The organism is Pseudomonas sp. 05N433 (assembly GCF_056396925.1).
Genome location: NZ_JBFTML010000027.1, coordinates 36552 through 52899 on the forward strand (window position 1 = coordinate 36552; position 16348 = coordinate 52899).

The 16348-nt window shown below is 59.3% G+C and carries 15 protein-coding genes; 8 read left to right on the plus strand and 7 right to left on the minus strand.

Going from position 1 to position 16348, the window contains the following annotated elements; translation table 11 throughout:
- Nucleotides 1-6: 6 nt before the first annotated feature.
- The 5 genes from AC1DIS_RS15865 to AC1DIS_RS15885 all read left to right on the plus strand — a co-directional run bounded on the left by AC1DIS_RS15865 (nucleotide 7) and on the right by AC1DIS_RS15885 (nucleotide 5393).
- Nucleotides 7-1398 carry an aldehyde dehydrogenase family protein gene (locus AC1DIS_RS15865; RefSeq protein WP_477744466.1) on the plus strand — a complete coding sequence of 464 codons (1392 nt, stop codon included), beginning with the start codon at nucleotides 7-9 and terminating at the stop codon, nucleotides 1396-1398.
- 3 nt (nucleotides 1399-1401) lie between these two features.
- Nucleotides 1402-2562, plus strand: a complete 1161-nt coding sequence (locus tag AC1DIS_RS15870; RefSeq protein WP_111455096.1) for an iron-containing alcohol dehydrogenase — start codon at nucleotides 1402-1404, stop codon at nucleotides 2560-2562.
- A gap of 158 nt (nucleotides 2563-2720) precedes the next feature.
- Nucleotides 2721-2936 carry a hypothetical protein gene (locus AC1DIS_RS15875; protein WP_018930080.1) on the plus strand — a complete coding sequence of 72 codons (216 nt, stop codon included), beginning with the start codon at nucleotides 2721-2723 and terminating at the stop codon, nucleotides 2934-2936.
- 198 nt (nucleotides 2937-3134) lie between these two features.
- On the plus strand, nucleotides 3135-4850 hold the full coding sequence (locus tag AC1DIS_RS15880) for an amidase (protein WP_258612293.1): 1716 nt from the start codon (nucleotides 3135-3137) through the stop codon (nucleotides 4848-4850).
- 270 nt (nucleotides 4851-5120) lie between these two features.
- Nucleotides 5121-5393, plus strand: a complete 273-nt coding sequence (locus tag AC1DIS_RS15885; protein WP_258612294.1) for a DUF2790 domain-containing protein — start codon at nucleotides 5121-5123, stop codon at nucleotides 5391-5393.
- Nucleotides 5394-5441: 48 nt separating this feature from the next.
- Here the strand turns inward: AC1DIS_RS15885 and AC1DIS_RS15890 are convergent, their stop codons facing one another.
- The 5 genes from AC1DIS_RS15890 to AC1DIS_RS15910 all read right to left on the minus strand — a co-directional run bounded on the left by AC1DIS_RS15890 (nucleotide 5442) and on the right by AC1DIS_RS15910 (nucleotide 11559).
- Nucleotides 5442-6389, minus strand: a complete 948-nt coding sequence (locus AC1DIS_RS15890) for a LysR family transcriptional regulator (RefSeq protein ID WP_019020948.1) — start codon at nucleotides 6387-6389, stop codon at nucleotides 5442-5444.
- A gap of 66 nt (nucleotides 6390-6455) precedes the next feature.
- The gene (locus AC1DIS_RS15895) at nucleotides 6456-7406 is read right to left on the minus strand and encodes an aldo/keto reductase (RefSeq protein ID WP_138867833.1); all 951 of its coding nucleotides are present in this window, start codon (nucleotides 7404-7406) and stop codon (nucleotides 6456-6458) included.
- 31 nt (nucleotides 7407-7437) lie between these two features.
- Entirely contained in the window at nucleotides 7438-8928 is a 1491-nt protein-coding gene (locus tag AC1DIS_RS15900) for an efflux transporter outer membrane subunit (protein WP_477744467.1), read from the minus strand.
- Between the two features lie 19 nt (nucleotides 8929-8947).
- Entirely contained in the window at nucleotides 8948-10432 is a 1485-nt protein-coding gene (locus tag AC1DIS_RS15905) for a DHA2 family efflux MFS transporter permease subunit (RefSeq protein WP_477744468.1), read from the minus strand.
- Nucleotides 10432-11559 (minus strand): HlyD family secretion protein, encoded by a 1128-nt coding sequence (locus AC1DIS_RS15910; protein WP_018930073.1) that lies wholly within the window; start codon nucleotides 11557-11559, stop codon nucleotides 10432-10434. The genes AC1DIS_RS15905 and AC1DIS_RS15910 overlap by 1 nt, the downstream gene beginning before the upstream one ends.
- 260 nt (nucleotides 11560-11819) lie before the next feature.
- Between AC1DIS_RS15910 and AC1DIS_RS15915 the strand changes: the two genes are divergently transcribed.
- Entirely contained in the window at nucleotides 11820-12446 is a 627-nt protein-coding gene (locus AC1DIS_RS15915; protein WP_018930072.1) for a TetR/AcrR family transcriptional regulator, read from the plus strand.
- Nucleotides 12447-12454: 8 nt separating this feature from the next.
- Nucleotides 12455-12994 carry a G/U mismatch-specific DNA glycosylase gene (gene mug, locus AC1DIS_RS15920; RefSeq protein ID WP_477744469.1) on the plus strand — a complete coding sequence of 180 codons (540 nt, stop codon included), beginning with the start codon at nucleotides 12455-12457 and terminating at the stop codon, nucleotides 12992-12994.
- Here mug and AC1DIS_RS15925 read toward each other — a convergent pair.
- On the minus strand, nucleotides 12906-13937 hold the full coding sequence (locus AC1DIS_RS15925; protein WP_086944893.1) for a bifunctional helix-turn-helix transcriptional regulator/GNAT family N-acetyltransferase: 1032 nt from the start codon (nucleotides 13935-13937) through the stop codon (nucleotides 12906-12908). The genes mug and AC1DIS_RS15925 overlap by 89 nt on opposite strands.
- A 47-nt stretch (nucleotides 13938-13984) precedes the next feature.
- Nucleotides 13985-14890 (minus strand): LysR family transcriptional regulator, encoded by a 906-nt coding sequence (locus AC1DIS_RS15930; RefSeq protein WP_064618530.1) that lies wholly within the window; start codon nucleotides 14888-14890, stop codon nucleotides 13985-13987.
- Nucleotides 14891-15001: 111 nt separating this feature from the next.
- Between AC1DIS_RS15930 and AC1DIS_RS15935 the strand changes: the two genes are divergently transcribed.
- Complete coding sequence (locus AC1DIS_RS15935; protein ID WP_477744470.1) at nucleotides 15002-16240, plus strand: SGNH/GDSL hydrolase family protein; 1239 nt, start codon at nucleotides 15002-15004, stop codon at nucleotides 16238-16240.
- Nucleotides 16241-16348 lie beyond the last annotated feature (108 nt).

The following is a 16348-nucleotide window of genomic DNA, read 5'->3' on the forward strand; positions in this document are numbered from 1 at the left end:
CACGCCATGACTGAGACCGTTCAACTTATCTCCCCGGTCGATGGCCGGGTCTATGCCGAACGCCGCCATGCCGATGCGGTACAGATCGAGCAAGCCCTGACGGCGGCCGAAACCGCCCAGGCGCAATGGAAACGCCGACCTCTGAGCGAGCGTGCCGCGTTTTGCAGCGCTGCCGTGGACGCGATGCTGGCGATGAAGGATGAGATCGTGCCGGAATTGGCCTGGCAGATGGGCCGCCCGATACGCTTCGGCGCTGGCGAACTGCGCGGTTTCGAAGAACGTGCCCGACATATGATCGCCATTGCGCCTGAAGCGTTGGCAGCGATAGAGCCCACGCCTGTCGCGGGTTTTCGGCGCTATATCAAACGCGAGCCGCTGGGTACGGTGCTGGTCGTCGCGCCGTGGAATTATCCGTATTTGACGGCGGTGAATACGATCATCCCGGCGCTGATGGCGGGCAACAGCGTGATCCTCAAACACGCCACGCAAACGCTGCTGGTCGGGGAGCGTTTCGCCGAAGCCTTTCGCCGCGCCCAGCTGCCCGAAGGGCTGTTCCATAACCTGCTGCTCAGTCATGTCTATGCGGCGGCGATCATTACCTCTGGACGGGTGCAGCAGGTGAACTTCACCGGTTCTGTCAGCGGCGGCGAGGCCATGGAGCACGCGGCCGTCGGAGGTTTCCTCAGCGTGGGGCTGGAGCTTGGCGGCAAAGACCCGGCCTACGTCCGGGCAGACGCCAACCTTGAGCATGCGGTAGAAAACCTGGTGGACGGCAGCTTCTTCAACTCCGGGCAGAGCTGCTGCGCCGTCGAACGTATTTATGTCGATGAAAAAATCTACCCGGCCTTTGTCGAGCGCTTCGCTGCCCTGACCCGCCAATACGTGCTGGGCAACCCGCTGGACGAAGCCACCACCCTCGGGCCAATGGTCACACCGGGCGCCGCTGAGTTCGTTCGCAAGCAGATCGCCGATGCCCTGGCACAAGGGGCCAGGGCGCTGATCGATCCAAAGGACTTCGCTGCCGGCCCGCCGGGCAGCGCCTACCTCGCGCCGCAGGTGTTGGTGGACGTCACCCATCAAATGGCGGTGATGCGCGAGGAAAGCTTCGGCCCGGTGGTGGGCATCATGCCGGTGGCCAGCGACGACGAAGCCATCGCCTTGATGAACGACAGCGAGTTCGGGCTCAGCGCCTCGATCTGGACGCAAGACCTGGCCGCCGCCGAACGCATCGGCAACGAGATTGCCACCGGCACCGTGTTCATGAACCGCTGCGATTACCTGGACCCGGCCCTGGCCTGGACCGGGGTGAAGAACAGCGGGCGCGGCGTAACGCTGTCGCGCCTGGGCTATGAGCACCTGACCCGAGCCAAATCCTTCCACTTGCGCCACGAGATTTGAGCCATGAGCCTGACCGCGAACTGGAACTACCCCACGAGCATCCGCTTCGGTGTCGGCCGTATCGCCGAACTGGCGGAAGTATGCCGCAGCCAAGGTATCCAGCGACCGTTGCTGGTCACCGACAGCGGCCTGGCACGTGCCCCGATCACCACGGCGGCGCTGGAATCCTTGCGCGCCGCCGGCCTCGGTGTCGCGTTGTTCTGCGACCTCAAGCCCAACCCCGTTGAAGCCAACCTGGCCGGTGGGCTCGACGCCTGGCGTGCCGGCAACCATGACGGCGTGGTGGCGTTCGGCGGTGGCAGCGGCCTGGACATGGGCAAGCTCATCGCGTTCATGAGCGGCCAGACCCGACCGGTGTGGGATTTCGAAGACATCGGCGACTACTGGACACGCGCCGACGAAAGCCGCATCGCCCCGATCATCGCGGTGCCGACCACGGCGGGCACCGGTTCCGAGGTCGGTCGTGCGGCGGTGATCATTGACGAGCGCACGCACACCAAACGCATCATTTTCCATCCGAAGATGATGCCGCGGGTGGTCATCAGCGACCCCGCCCTTACCGTCGGCATGCCGGCCAAGGTCACCGCCGGCACCGGCATGGACGCGTTTTCCCATTGCCTGGAATCGTACTGCGCTCCCGGCTTTCATCCCATGGCCGAAGGCATTGCGGTGGAAGGCATGCGCCTGGTGGCCAATGCCCTGGTGCGGGCAGTGCACACGCCTTCCGACCTCGACGCGCGCGCACAAATGCTCGCGGCGGCGGCGATGGGCGCCACCGCGTTCCAGAAAGGTCTGGGAGGTATGCACGCGCTCTCGCATCCGGTGGGCGCCCTGTACGACACCCATCACGGCATGACCAATGCCACGTTCATGCCCTATGTGCTGAAGTTCAATCGCCCGGCCATTGAGGAGCGCATCACCCGTCTGGCGGCGTATCTGCGCCTGCCCTCCCCGGGCTTCGACAGTTTTATGGCCTTCGTCCTCAAACTGCGCAAGGACATCGGCGTGCCGCATACGCTGGTGGAGCTGGGGGTGGATGATCAGCAGGCCGACCTGATCGCGGATATGGCGATTGTCGACCCCTGCGCCGGTGGTAATCCGCTGCCATTGACACGAAATGGCGCGGCCGAAATTTTCGAAGCGGCTTATCACGGCCGTCTTTAGAGCTCAGCAATCTGCCTTTTTGGGTACACATCACACTTATGTGATTTTGATATCAGCGCCATCAAGCTTCTGGTATCCATTGGGCTGGCATACCGGAAAAATCTCGAACTCAGACCGTATCGCTGAATCCAATGTGTAGGCCAACGGAGGTAAGCGAAATGAACAATGATGACCGTGTCAACGACGTCGAATCAGAAACAACCTCGAACACCCCACCCACCGATCCGTCTGATGAACCCATCGATGTGGTCGACACAGAGCTTGAGGACAGCAACGTTGAAGATGCCACTGCGACTCGAACCCAGAAGCAGGAAGCTGAAGAGCGCAGCCGAAAAATAGCCGAGATCGAACGCAAGGTGGCGGATGGCAATTAGAAAAAAACACGCGCCTCATCAGGTTCAGGGCACAGGCGAATGACAGAGGGCAATGAGTTCTCCGATACTGTCGCGCAAATGCAGTGCAATGAGAACCGAAATGAAAACCCATTGTGAAATAAGTGATGTCCCTGAGCCGAAAACCCGGCGTAACAGCAACCTTCACCACGCTACCCGTCTGCAGCAGGCGGTAACAGCATGATCGAGGTCACCGAGGTTTCCATTGCCGAGCTGCGTGCCGCGCTCGAATCCGGCCGGACCACGGCGGTTGAGCTTGTGCAGGCCTATCTCGCCCGGATCGACGCCTACGATGGCGCTGACACGCCCACCGCCCTCAACGCGGTGGTGGTGCGCAACCCCGATGCGCTCAAAGACGCGCAGGCGTCCGATGCCCGTCGGGCCAAGGGCGAAACGCTAGGCCCGCTCGACGGTATCCCCTACACGGCCAAGGACAGTTATCTGGTGAAGGGGCTGACCGCCGCCTCTGGAAGTCCCGCCTTCGCCAACCTGATCGCTTATCGCGATGCGTTCACCATCGAACGGCTTCGCGCCGCCGGGGCGATCTGCCTGGGCAAGACCAATATGCCGCCAATGGCCAACGGCGGGATGCAGCGCGGGGTGTATGGCCGTGCCGAGAGTCCGTACAACGCCGACTACCTCACCGCCCCTTTCGCTTCGGGCTCTTCGAACGGCGCCGGTACCGCAACCGCCGCCAGTTTCTCGGCATTTGGCTTGGCGGAAGAAACCTGGTCGAGCGGACGTGGCCCTGCCTCGAACAATGGCCTGTGCGCCTATACGCCTTCGCGTGGGGTGATCTCGGTGCGCGGCAACTGGCCGTTGACGCCGACGATGGACGTGGTCGTGCCGTTCGCCCGGACGATGGCGGACCTGCTCGAGGTGCTCGATGTGGTGGTGGCCGATGATCCCGACACACGCGGTGATCTATGGCGGATGCAACCTTGGGTGCCAATTCCGAGTGTCGCTTCGGTGCGCCCCGCTTCCTACGGATCGCTGGCCGCGAAAAGCGATGCGCTGAAAGGAAAGCGCTTCGGCGTGCCTCGTATGTACATCAACGCCGATCCCGACGCGGGCACCAGCGATGCGCCTGGCATCGGTGGGCCGACGGGCCAGCGCATCAACACCCGCCCTTCCGTGATCGGGCTCTGGGAGCAGGCGCGCAAGGCACTCGAAGCGGCCGGTGCTGAAGTGCTCGAGGTCGATTTCCCGCTGGTTTCCAATTGCGAGGGTGATCGTCCTGGGGCGCCAACGGTGTTTAACCGGGGCCTGGTGTCCAAAGAGTTCCTGCACCATGAGTTGTGGGATCTGACGGCCTGGGCGTTCGATGATTTTCTGCGAGCCAACGGCGATCCAAAACTCAATCGCCTGGTCGACGTGAACGGGCCGCTGATTTTCCCCCACGACCCGGGGACGCTGCCCAACCGCGAGGGCGATCTTGCCGCGGGCATGGACGAGTATGTACGGATGGCCGAACGCGGTATTACGCCGTGGGATCAGATCGACACGCTGCCGGATGGATTGCGCGGGCTGGAACAGACCCGTCGAATCGATCTGGAGGAATGGATGGATCGGCTGGGGCTCGACGCGGTGATCTTTCCGACGGTAGCCGACGTTGGGCCGGCGAATGCCGATGTCGATCCGAAGTCTGCGGACATCGCGTGGAGTAACGGGGTATGGGTTGCCAACGGCAATCTCGCCATCCGCCACCTGGGCGTTCCCACGGTTACGGTGCCGATGGGCGTCATGCCGGACATCGGCATGCCCGTCGGGCTGACATTTGCCGGTCGCGCCTATGACGACTCGACGCTGCTTCGCCTGGCTTCGGCGTTCGAGTCGACGGGGACGAAACGCTTGATCCCACCGCGCACCCCGCCCTTGTCGGGTAGCCAAAAATAGAAAGGTCGCAGGTTCCTGCAGAGGTTGAGTACACCCGTACCCATGCCCTGTAGGAGCCTGCGATCTTTGGGCCATTCATGCGAATTCCGGCAACAGTGTTTGTCCAGTCGGCTGCTATTTGAAAGAAGTTCAAACACCTAACATCGTCTCTACCCAGTGAGCCAATAGCGTCAGTATCCATTAGCTCACGAGGTAGCCACTCGAAAAACCGAGATGAGTTTTACGATCATCTCGGCCCCAGAGTAAACCTTGGACGATACGGTGAAGATAATGAAAACTTTAAAAATTGCGGTTCTTCTGGCACTTGCCGGTATAGGCGCACACGCCTTTGCAGACGATGGCCATTCAACTAACGCGACCAGCAAAACACCTGTTGAAATCTACACGTACGAAACGAAGCTCGACATTAAGAAAGTCATTTACCTCTCAGAGATTCCGGACGAGTGCAAACCGGTTCCGGTGCAAATGACCTATGAAGACTCTCACAATCAACGGCATATCATGCAATATCAAGTGATGGGCACTGGATGTTCAAACGGTTGAGTACCGTGCGGACGATGGAGGGTCGACACTCCTTGCCTGCGGTGCAACTCACTCAAAAACTGATGTTTTGCCTGAGCCTACGATTTTTTCATCGGATGCCAACATGCCCGGGATGTGATGTTTAAGAAACTCCACCCAAGTCTTTGTCTTCGCATCCACGAATTTTCGTGATGGGTATATTGCAAATAGATTCAACTCTTCAAGCCGATACTCCGGCAACACGCGCACTAACGTGCCGGCCCTGAGGCCATTGACCGCAGAAGCAATCGGCTGAATACCGATGCCCATCCCGTTTGTTATCGCGACAGTCATTCCATCAGCCGTATTGATATGAAAAGGAGACAATGGGACGTTGATTGACTCCACGCCTTCAGGCCCCTCAAATGCCCAGTGTTCAACCGGCATTACCGTATTAACAATCCTCAAACAATCATGTGTACCAAGAGAACCCGGAGAGTCCGGGATTCCGCGTTTCTTCAGATAAGCAGGCGAAGCGCAGAGAATGCTGTAAGTGATGCCAAGCCGCTGAGCGACAAACCCTGAATCGGGCAGATCCCGCGCTAAAACAATCGACATGTCATACCCTTCCTCAAGCAAGTCAGGTAGCCGATTGGTCAGCGTCAAATCAAACATGACCGAGGGATGAGTCTCTCTGTATTTGGCAATGGTATCGATCACATAGTGATTACCGATGGCTGACATGGCATGAATTTTCAGCCTGCCCACGGGCCGGGTGTGAGCGCTCCCGGCTTCCTCATCGGCTTCACGTACCTCGTCAAGAATCCTCTCGCATCGTTGCAAATAGCGCGCACCGGCTTCGGTCAGCGCCAGGCGTCGGGTGGTGCGGTTAATCAGACGGGTTTGAAGCCTGGTCTCGAGGCTGGAAACGGCTTTGGAGACGTTGGTTGTCGTGGTGTCCAATAGCTCGGCTGCCGCGGTAAAACTGCCGCTCTGGGCAACAGCCATGAAAAACCGCATGGTTTGGAAAACGTCCATCGTTTTCACCTCAAGGCCGTGGATAACAGGGGCGGCCTTACAGCAGGCCGCCCTCCTCGTCACGTGTCACTTTTTCCGTGGAATAAATCCAGGCACACCGGTTTCCACGACCGAGTTGAATCGTACCCTGGTCGTAATATCTTCCTTGATCTCAAGCATCGCCCTATGCGGCAGGGTGGAAATATCCAGGTTTTCCTTGATATGACTTGGTGTAGCGGACGTGGTCAAAAAAGCAACGCCCCGTTGTACAGACCAGGCCAATGCCACTTGAGCCGGAGTCTTCTGCAAGCGCTTGGCGATCCCTGTAATCACCGAATCTTCCAACACTTTCGGCTCCATGCCATGGCCCAGTGGCGCGAACGCCAGGAGGACGATTCCATGCTGTTTGCAGAACTCAAGCAGTTCCCATTCCGGCAGATAAGGGTGGGATTCAACCTGCACCACGGCAGGTTTGATCCGGGCCACTGCCACAATCTCTTTTAACGCTTCCAACGTGATATCAGACAAGCCGATGGACTTGCAGCGGCCTTCATCCACCAGGCGTTCGAGTGCTCTCCAGGTCTCGATCAGTGTCACGCCGGAGTCGTAGATGACGCGACCCTGTTCGTCTCTCGGGTCCTGATTCTCACCGGGTTGAAAGGCAAACGGCGTATGGATCAGGTAGCAGTCGATAGAGTCCACTTGGAGGCGGCGGCAGCTGGCCTCGAAGGCAGGTTTGACTCGCTCGGGACGATGGTTGGTGTTCCACAGTTTAGTGGTAATGAACACGTCCTCCCGGCGGATCTTGCCCGCCTCCAGCATCTCTTTTATCGCAGCGCCGACACTCTCCTCATTGCGATAGCGCTCTGCACAATCGAAATGGCGAAAGCCCGCTTCCAAGGCGTCCTTGACCGCTTGTGTGGTGACGCTGAGATCACTGAACAGCGTGCCAAACCCAACGGCCGGCATTTCACCTGAGCCGTGGTTCAGCGCAAACCGGGTATCGCGAAGTGCATCGTGAAAAGCTTCGTAAGACATCTCTTGACTCCAATGTTCGGGGCCGTAGCCGTTATTGATACGAAGGGTTATGTGCTTCGCGACTGGCAATCCGTTGCTCAAACGCGCCGACGGAATTACCGCCGAGGGCTACATACAGCTGCACCGTGTCGAGATACTGCGCGGTCTTCACCCGGATTTTCCCCAGCAACGCTTGCTCGTAGGCTCGTTCCGCTTCCAGTACCTGGAGAATGCTGTTCTCGCCTTGCGCATAGGCTTGCTGGTTCAACCGAAAACTGGTTTCTGCAGCGCGTAACGCGTCTTCCTGCGCCAGGTTTTGCTCGGCGTCATGGTTGATCGCCTGCAACGAGTCCGCGACCTGACCGAACGACTGAATGACCGTCTGCTGATAACCGGCGAGCGTCGCCTTGTAACCGTCGACGGCAGCCTGACGTTCAGCCTTGAGCGTTCCGCCGTCAAAGATCGGCCCCGCCAACCCTGCAGCCAAACCCCAGAGCGCGGCACCACCATTGCCGGAAGCGGCCTGTACCAGCGAGGCGGACAGCGTTACATGGGGATAGAGGTTCGCAGTCGCGACACCGACTGCCGCGCTGGCCATGTGCAGTTCCGCCTCTACTTGCAGGACGTCCGGTCGGCCGTGGGCCATTTCCGAGGGCACACTCACTGGCACGTTGGCCGGCAATACGAACTCGGCAAAATCGAAGTCCGGCGCGATCCAGTCGCCAGGGCCTTTGCCGGTGAGAATCGACAGCGCATGGCGCGCGGCATCACGCTGCTGGGCGAGGGGCGGCAACAGTGTGCGGTCCTGGGCGAGCCGGGTCTCGGCCAGCGAAACGTCGATCTGCGTGGTGACGCCGCTGGCGTGTGCCCTGCGCACCAGGTCGAGGTTCTTGGCGTCATTGGCGAGCAGCTTTTCAACGGCTGCCATCTGCGCATTGGCAGACGCCACCAACAATGCCTGGCTGGCGACATTCCCCGTCAGGGTCAGGTACGCCGCTTCGTATCGATGCTTCTGAAGATCGGCAAACGCTTGCTGCTGCTCGACCCGCCGCTTGTTACCGCCGAACGCATCAAGGTCGAAACCGACCCGCGGCCCGATCGCGTAGAAATTGGAGATCGAAGGTTCTTTCGCGTTGTGTACCCGCTGACGACCCGCCTGGGCGCCAAAGTCGACCTGCGGATAAAGCGCACCCTCCGCCGCCGCGACGGACGACGCCGCTTGCCGGATCGTTGCATCCGCCGCCACGAGCTCAAGATTGCCCTCGATGGCGCGACGCACAACCTGGTCGAGCTTCTGCGAATGGAAGGCCGTCCACCAGTCACCGCTGACCTTTTGGCCAAGGTTGATGTGTTGCCCGCCAGGCTGGTTGCCGCCCTGGCCGAGACGCTGCTCGGCCTGTCGGTCGTAGTGCTGCGACAGGCTCGGCGGCTGCATTTGATAGTCGGGGCCGACGGTGCAAGCCGTCAGGAACGCAAGAACCGACACCGCACCGAACGTGGTTTTTAACGTCTGTCTGTTGATGAAGCGCGCATTGGATTTCATTGGGCAAACTCCACGAAAACTAGTTGGTCGGAACGGGCTTGCGAAGAAAGACAACCAGTGGACTGACCACCAGCATCGCCACCATCAACAGCTTGAATTGGTCGATCACCGCGATAAAAGCCGCCTGGCCGGTGATCATTTCGTTGAGCCCCGCCAGTGCTTGCAGGGACATCCCCGCGGTATGCGCAGCGGCGCGATAAGGCGTCAGATGGCTGACCAGTGCCAGGTGCATCGCTTGCGTATTGTTGAAGAAAAAAATCTGCACGATCGCAACGCCGAGGGTGCTCCCGTAAACACGCGACAGATTGAAAAAGCCGGTGCCTTCCGGGCGTAACTTGGGATCGAGCGTGCTGAACGCGATCTTGGTGAGCGACGGCATCAAGATGCCGATGCCAATCCCCTGGATTGCCCCGGCGATCGCCACCGGAGACCAGTCCATCAAAGGCGAATAACCGAGCATCAGCCAGTTGGCGTAAATCACCACGGCCACGCCAATCGCCACGAACCACCGACGGTCGAAACGCTCGGGAACACGACCCATCAGCAGGAACGCCCCTACCAGCCCCACACCGCGCGGTATCGTCAGCGAACCTGTCGTATCAGGCGGATAGCCGAGGATCTCGTCCAGCATCGGCGACGTCAGTGCCATGGTCGACAACAGCACGAAACCCACGGCGAAAAAGATAATCGTCGACAGTACGAAGTTGCGGTCCTTGAACAGACGCTTGTTGAGGAAATGCACCTTCTTGCTCAACAGATGCACGGCGAACAGGTACAGCCCCAACGCGCAGCCCACCGCTTCCAGCCAGATTTCGGTCGAGGCAAACCAGTCCAGGCGTTCGCCGCGGTCGAGCAACATTTGCAGGCTGATCAACGCCAGCGTGAAGCTGCCGAAGCCGAAGAAATCGAACGACGGACGTTGCTCGGCCTTCTTCTCGGCAAGCAAAAGCGCCATCACCAGGAAGATGAATGCCGACAACGGAAGGCTGATGTAGAAGATCGGCCGCCAGCCGAAATGCTCGCTGACCCAACCACCGATGCTCGGGCCGCTGACGATGCCCAAGAGCACGATTGCCGTCCATGTCGCGCCAAATTTCGCACGCTTCTCCAGTGGCAACGTCTCCATTGAAATCGCCATCGACAGCGGCGCCAGCACGCCACTCGCCAGGCCTTGGATAATTCGCGCACCGACGAACTCCAGCGGAGTCGTCGCAACTGTGGCGAGCAGCAAGCCAAGAACGAAGAAGGCCAGCGCGGCCTGATAAACCCGCTTCAAGCCATAACGCCCGGCCAGCCACTGCGCAACCGGCATGGTGATGGCGCTCGCCGCGAGGTATGAGGTGAATACCCAGCCTGCCTGGTCGTCAGTCATCGACAGGCCGCCTTGGATAAACCTGAGTACTGCATTGGGCAACGGCAGGTTCGCCGACTGCATATAGGTCGCGAGCAGCGCGGCGAACCTCAATGTTCCCGCACCTTGAGGCCCGATAGAATTGGCGTTCATCAGAAGTTACCTGCGGTTAACAGCGCCTTGAGCGGATGCCACCATGGCGTGTGATACCCGGTATCGACCTTGACCGTGGCGCTGGTGCCCGAAAAAAGCGGAAACGCAGGGTCGGCCTCGTCGAGTTCAAGGCGCACCGGTACCCGCTGGACAACCTTGACCCAGTTGCCGGTGGCATTTTCAGGCGGCAGCAAGGCGAAGTCCGATCCGGCACCGGGGCTCATGCTGGTCACGTGGGCTTTGAAAACGTGATCGGGATAGGTATCGATGCTGATGGTTGCTTCCTGGCCTGGACGCATGTGGGTCACCTGCGTCTCGCGGAAGTTGGCCTCGACCCAAATCTGCCGATCGGACAGCAGCGCAAAGGCCGGCGCACCGTTGCTGACGTAGTTGCCAACCTGCAGATCGTCGACCTTGGCCACGATGCCATCGTCCGGCGCATATACCGTCGTGTACGAGAGGTAGAGTTGCGCCTCGTCCAGCTGCGCCCTCGCTTCACGAACCGTCGGGTGGTTATCGGCTTCGATGTCTGGATTACCGTTCAACGCGACAACCGTGCTGGCGATCTGTTGTTCGATCGACGCGATGCGTTGCCGGGCAACTTTGAGGTCGGTGTCGGCGCGCTCGTAAATCGCCCGCGAGACGAACTCGGTAGCGACCAGCGCTTTCTTGCGGGCAAACTCGCGCTGATCGAAATCGGCCGACTCTTTGGCCGATTGCAGTTCAGCCTGCTGCTGGCGGTAACCGGCCTTGAGCCCATCGATGCGCAGCCGCGCCACGCTCAGCTGTGCTTGCGCACGGTCAACCGCGATCTGGAACGGTTTCGGGTCGATCCGAAACAGCATCTGGCCTTTGTGAACCGGTTGGTTGTCCTCGACGGCGATTTCGACGACTTGTCCGGAAATACGCGCGTTGATCGACGCCTTCGCCACTCGAGCGTAGGCGTTATCGGTCGAAATGAACGCCTCGCCTGCTTGATAGCGGGCATAGCCCAGCGCTGCGAAGAGCACCGGCAAACCGACAATCAACAAGGGCCGAAATTTCTGCTTGAACGGTTTTTTGATGGGCGCGTCAGGCCTTGCGTGCTCGAAGGTCTGCGTAGCCGGGATGTCGAACTGTTTAGTCATGATCGAATACACCTTTAACCGGGAAATCGGGCCAGCACCTGCGAGAATCGCCTGCGGCCCTGATGGCAAAAATTGCTGTGAGAAAGCAAACCCGTGCACGGTCAGGGAGGATCGCTCCACCGCACCGGTTTCGTCGCCGCAACACCCAGTTCGAGCTCAGCTACAACAAACCTGACGTTCAGGAACTTCTGGTTCCTTAATTTTGTGCGATGGTGTAAGAATATAGAGCAGTCCATCCCCACACAAGGATTTTGTACGACATGGCACAAAAAAAGATTACAGAGGGCAAAGGCCGAGGCCGCCCCCGCGCATATGACCCGCAGACAGCGCTGCAACAGGCACTTGGGGTTTTCTGGAGCACTGGATATTCCGGCGCTTCCCTGGACAGCATCGCCACCGCCGCCGGCATGAATCGCCCAAGCCTCTATGCGGCATTCGGTGACAAGCACGCGCTCTACATCAAGGCGCTTGAGCAGTATTGGGAGTCTGCCTCCGCTGCCATGCAGGAGGCGCTTATGGACAAAGACCTGACTTTGGAGCAGGCGCTAATGGGCTTCTATGAGGGACAGTTGTCGATCTACTTCTCGGGCGAGGGGCAACCGCGTGGCTGCTTTGCGATCGGCACGGCGACGACCGAAGCCGTCGAGGATTCTGCAATACGAGAGGTTCTTGCGGACCGGCTCAGCCGGCTCGATGCCGATCTCGAAACACGTCTGCGCGCGGCAGTCAGCGCCGGTGAGTTGAAAGACGATGTCGACCCAGCCGCCCTCGCCGTACTCGCCTCATCCCTGTTGCATAGCATTTCGATACGGGCGCGGGCGGGCAAATCCCGCGCGGAATTGACGGAGCTTGCCCGCAATGCGGTCAACGTGATTTGCGGTGTGTGAGGTGTAGGGTGAGTGAAGGACTCGAAGACATTCTCACCGAACGGCTTGCGGTGATTTTTTGTGGCATTAATCCGGGCGTGACTGCCGCCGCCCTGAGCCATCATTTTGCGGGTCGAGGCAATCGCTTCTGGCGCACACTCCATCTCGCCGGTTTTACGCCTACAGAGGTGCCCCCGGAAAACGACCGGACGATTTTGCAGTATCAATGTGGATTAACCGCAGTGGTTGAACGGCCTACGGCGCGAGCGGATCAGCTGTCCGTGAATGAATTCACCGCTGCCGCTGCGGATTTTGAACAAAAGATCGCACACTATGCGCCACGCTTTGTGGCGTTTCTCGGCAAAGCTGCGTACAGCGCGTTGTCCGGTCAACGGGACATCGCGTGGGGGCTTCAGTCAAAAACTTTTGGTGATGCCTCGGTCTGGGTCCTGCCCAATCCCAGCGGGCGAAATCGCGCGTTCACGCAAGATCAATTGGTGGATGCGTATCGCCAACTCCATTTAGCGGCCCAGCAACCGGGCCAGGTCGCACAAAACACTGTTCGATAACCGTCGCCCCCCACTGCTGGCCCTCTTGCTCCTGTTCCAACTTGAAGCCAAAGTCTTCATACAGTTTACGAGCCACATCCAGGCCTTTGAACGTCCACAACCGCGTCGCGCAAAAGCCCTGTTCGTCACAGAATTTCATGGCTTCAGCCAACAAGCGTTTGCCTGCGCCTTTGCCTCGCGCCGAGTCATCCAGAATGAAACAGCGCAGAATCGCTTCGCCGCCCTCGCCTTCACCGTCTATGGCGATGGAACCGACAATTCGCTGGCCATCCAACGCCACCCAAACTTCGTTGCGTGGATTGTGCAAACGCCCCATCAACTCCGCCATGTCCGATGCAACCAGGCTTTCGAACGGCTGGCCGAAATTCGAATGCCGTGCGTAGTAGTCGGCATGCATTTGCACCATGCGGCCGATGATTCCGGGCCGGTAGCCCCGAGCGATCTCCAGCTGCGCGGGTGGCTGCGGCGCTGTACCGAGTCGATGAGCTTGCAGTGCGCCGGCATAGTTGGCGATGCCCTCACTCACCGCTTGTTGTTGCTCATTCGTCAGATAAACCAAGGCAGCGTCCACCTGTTGCCTGGCGAACGAATCAATGGCTCGCAGGGTTTTCTTGCCCTGTGCCGTGAGTCGCAGTTTCTTGGAGCGCGCATCCTCCTCGTGTGGAATTTCTTCGATCTCGCCGGCCTCAATGAGCTTGCGCACCATCCGGCTCACAGTGGATTTTTCCAGGCCGAGCAGCTCCACAAGTTCCCCTGCTGTCAGCGCCCCCCGATCTCCAATCTCCACGATCGTGTGAACAAACGAAGGCGAATAGTCCGTCGCCGCCAGCGTGGTTTGCATGAACCCCAATTCGCGCACCATGAGGCGCGATGCTGAACGGACTTGGTTGATCAGGTCTGACTGGGTACGGGTCACGGCAAGCACCTCGAACAGAATGTGCATTTAGTTGTATAGCACAACCAAATACCCGTCAAATCAAGGGTGCTCCGTCAAGGCAAGAAACCAGGCAACTGCCCTACCCGTTCGGCCAGATACTGCATCAATAAACGCGTGCGCAGCGGGCGGTAGCGGCGTTCGGGATAGATCAGAAAAGCGTCGTTCGGTGGGCCGCTCCAGTCGGGCAGCACCCGGACCAACTGCCCGTTTTCAAGCAGGTCGCTGACCAGCCAGGCCGGCGTGATACACAGCCCCGCACCCTGCAGAAGACCGTCGCGAATGGCCAATGAGCTGTTGGTTCGATAGCGCCCCTGAGTCGTGACACTGATTTGCTCACCATGGGGGCCGTTGAGCTCCAGACGGTCGCCCGCGGTCAACCACGCAAAACGCAGGAAGTTGTGCTCGCTCAAGTCCGCCGGGCTGTTCAATGGGGAATGGTTGCGCAGGTATTCCGGTGCGGCCACCAGATAGCGCGGTGAAGTCGCTATGCGTCGGGCAACGGCGTTCGGCGGCAGGCTGCCCCCCAGGCGCAGGGCCAGGTCGACGTTTTCCTCAGTGAGATCGACGAAACGATCATTGAGGATCAGCTCCACTTCAATAGCCGGGTACTGCTCCATGAACGACAACAGCAACACATTCAACCGCAACACACCGAGGCTGACCGGAGCGTTGACGCGCAGAAAACCTTCGGGGCGTTCGGTCAGACCACGCACATCCGCAACGGCCTCGCCGTACTCTTCCAGCACGCCTTTGGCACGCTCGTAGAAACGCTTTCCCTGTTCGGTAGGCGTCAACCCGGTGGTGCCACGAATCAACAAACGGGCTCCCAATTGCTTTTCCAGGGCCGCGACCAGTTTGCTGACGGTGGGCTGAGTGCTGCCTAACTCACGCGCGGCAGATGACAGGCTTCCGAGCTCAATGGCGCGGACAAAACAATGCATCGCTCTAAGACTGTCCATGGGCATTCGATTCTGGAATGGGCTGTATGCAGTTTCCCCTTCTACCACACGCATTTTGAATAGACCAATCTGGCCTTCTTGATCCATTCCCCCCCCCAAGGAGATACCTGGATGAAAGCCTTTCACTCGAGAATAACGTTGCCTCTCGCCTTGACCGTCCTGCTTGCCGCAAGCCCTGTCATGGCGGCGGAAAACTGGGTCACCACCTGGATGGCCAGCCCTCAACCCACCTGGGGCAACGAACTGCCACTGCCCACGCGAATTCCGGAAGCGCTGACCGATAGCACCCTTCACCAGAGGGTGCGCATCAGCAGCGGCGGAAGCCGGGTACGGGTGGTGGTTTCCAACGAATATGGCAAGCGACCGCTGGTCATCGGTGCCGCGCGTATCGCCTTCGCTGAGGGCGTCGATCAGATTCGCGCAGGCTCCGGGCACACGCTGAAGTTCAGTGATCAGGAACAGGTCACCCTCGCCGCGGGTGAAACGCGGATCAGTGATCCGATAGAACTGGCAGTGCCGGCGCTCAGTGAGCTGGCGATCTCTCTTTATCTGCCGCAGCACACGCCGTTGACGACCTTCCACTGGGATGGCAAACAAACCGCATTTATCACCCCTGGCAAACATGTCGACGCTCAGCGACTGGAAGGCAGCGAGCAGGTGGAGGCGCGGCTGTTTCTCAGCGACATCCTGGTGGATGCACCGCTCGACACCCGTGCCCTTGTGGTGCTCGGCGACTCGATTACCGATGGCAATGGCTCGACCCTGGACAGCAATCGACGCTGGCCGGACTTCCTCGCTCAACGCTTGGCCGCGCAGAGGCTCGCGGTGCTCAACGCTGGGATATCCGGGGCTCGCCTGCTCGAAGATGGCATGGGTGTCAGTGCACTGGCGCGTTTCAAGCGCGATGTGCTGGGCAAGCCCGGAGTAAAAACGGTGATTGTGATGCTCGGCATCAATGACATCAGTTGGCCGGGCTCCTCCTTCGCTCCGAACGAACGCCTGCCAGCCAAGGAACAGTTGATTGCGGGCTATCGGCAACTGATCGATCAAGCGCGCCTGAGCAACATTCGCATCATTGGAACAACCCTGATGCCGGTCGAAGGCGCCCTGGATGGAACGATCGTGAAGAACTATCACAGCGCCGAGAAAGAACAACTGCGCCAGGCAGTTAATGACTGGATACGTACTAGTCACGCATTCGATGCCGTGATCGACTTCGATCTAATGACCCGCGACCCTGAACACCCAAGTCGCTTACTGCCGACTATCGACTCCGGCGACCACTTGCATCCCGGCGATACCGGCAACAAGGCGATGGCCGAGAATATCGACCTGAAAACGCTGATCTAGTCGTTTGAAACAAAACGCGAAAAACCATATGGATCTTGAATTGCCCAAGTTCGAGAATGACATGAACTGTTGGCACCGATGGAGATCAGCAGATAATGTAGTCGAAAT

Bases quoted from the DNA above. Each gene is read 5' to 3' on its own strand.
- AC1DIS_RS15865 (WP_477744466.1), top strand. From the start codon at position 7: ATGACTGAGACCGTTCAACTTATCTCCCCGGTCGATGGCCGGGTCTAT.
- AC1DIS_RS15870 (WP_111455096.1), top strand. From the start codon at position 1,402: ATGAGCCTGACCGCGAACTGGAACTACCCCACGAGCATCCGCTTCGGT.
- AC1DIS_RS15875 (WP_018930080.1), top strand. From the start codon at position 2,721: ATGAACAATGATGACCGTGTCAACGACGTCGAATCAGAAACAACCTCG.
- AC1DIS_RS15880 (WP_258612293.1), top strand. From the start codon at position 3,135: ATGATCGAGGTCACCGAGGTTTCCATTGCCGAGCTGCGTGCCGCGCTC.
- AC1DIS_RS15885 (WP_258612294.1), top strand. From the start codon at position 5,121: ATGAAAACTTTAAAAATTGCGGTTCTTCTGGCACTTGCCGGTATAGGC.
- AC1DIS_RS15890 (WP_019020948.1), bottom strand. From the start codon at position 6,389: ATGGACGTTTTCCAAACCATGCGGTTTTTCATGGCTGTTGCCCAGAGC.
- AC1DIS_RS15895 (WP_138867833.1), bottom strand. From the start codon at position 7,406: ATGTCTTACGAAGCTTTTCACGATGCACTTCGCGATACCCGGTTTGCG.
- AC1DIS_RS15900 (WP_477744467.1), bottom strand. From the start codon at position 8,928: ATGAAATCCAATGCGCGCTTCATCAACAGACAGACGTTAAAAACCACG.
- AC1DIS_RS15905 (WP_477744468.1), bottom strand. From the start codon at position 10,432: ATGAACGCCAATTCTATCGGGCCTCAAGGTGCGGGAACATTGAGGTTC.
- AC1DIS_RS15910 (WP_018930073.1), bottom strand. From the start codon at position 11,559: ATGACTAAACAGTTCGACATCCCGGCTACGCAGACCTTCGAGCACGCA.
- AC1DIS_RS15915 (WP_018930072.1), top strand. From the start codon at position 11,820: ATGGCACAAAAAAAGATTACAGAGGGCAAAGGCCGAGGCCGCCCCCGC.
- AC1DIS_RS15925 (WP_086944893.1), bottom strand. From the start codon at position 13,937: ATGCACATTCTGTTCGAGGTGCTTGCCGTGACCCGTACCCAGTCAGAC.
- AC1DIS_RS15930 (WP_064618530.1), bottom strand. From the start codon at position 14,890: ATGGACAGTCTTAGAGCGATGCATTGTTTTGTCCGCGCCATTGAGCTC.
- AC1DIS_RS15935 (WP_477744470.1), top strand. From the start codon at position 15,002: ATGAAAGCCTTTCACTCGAGAATAACGTTGCCTCTCGCCTTGACCGTC.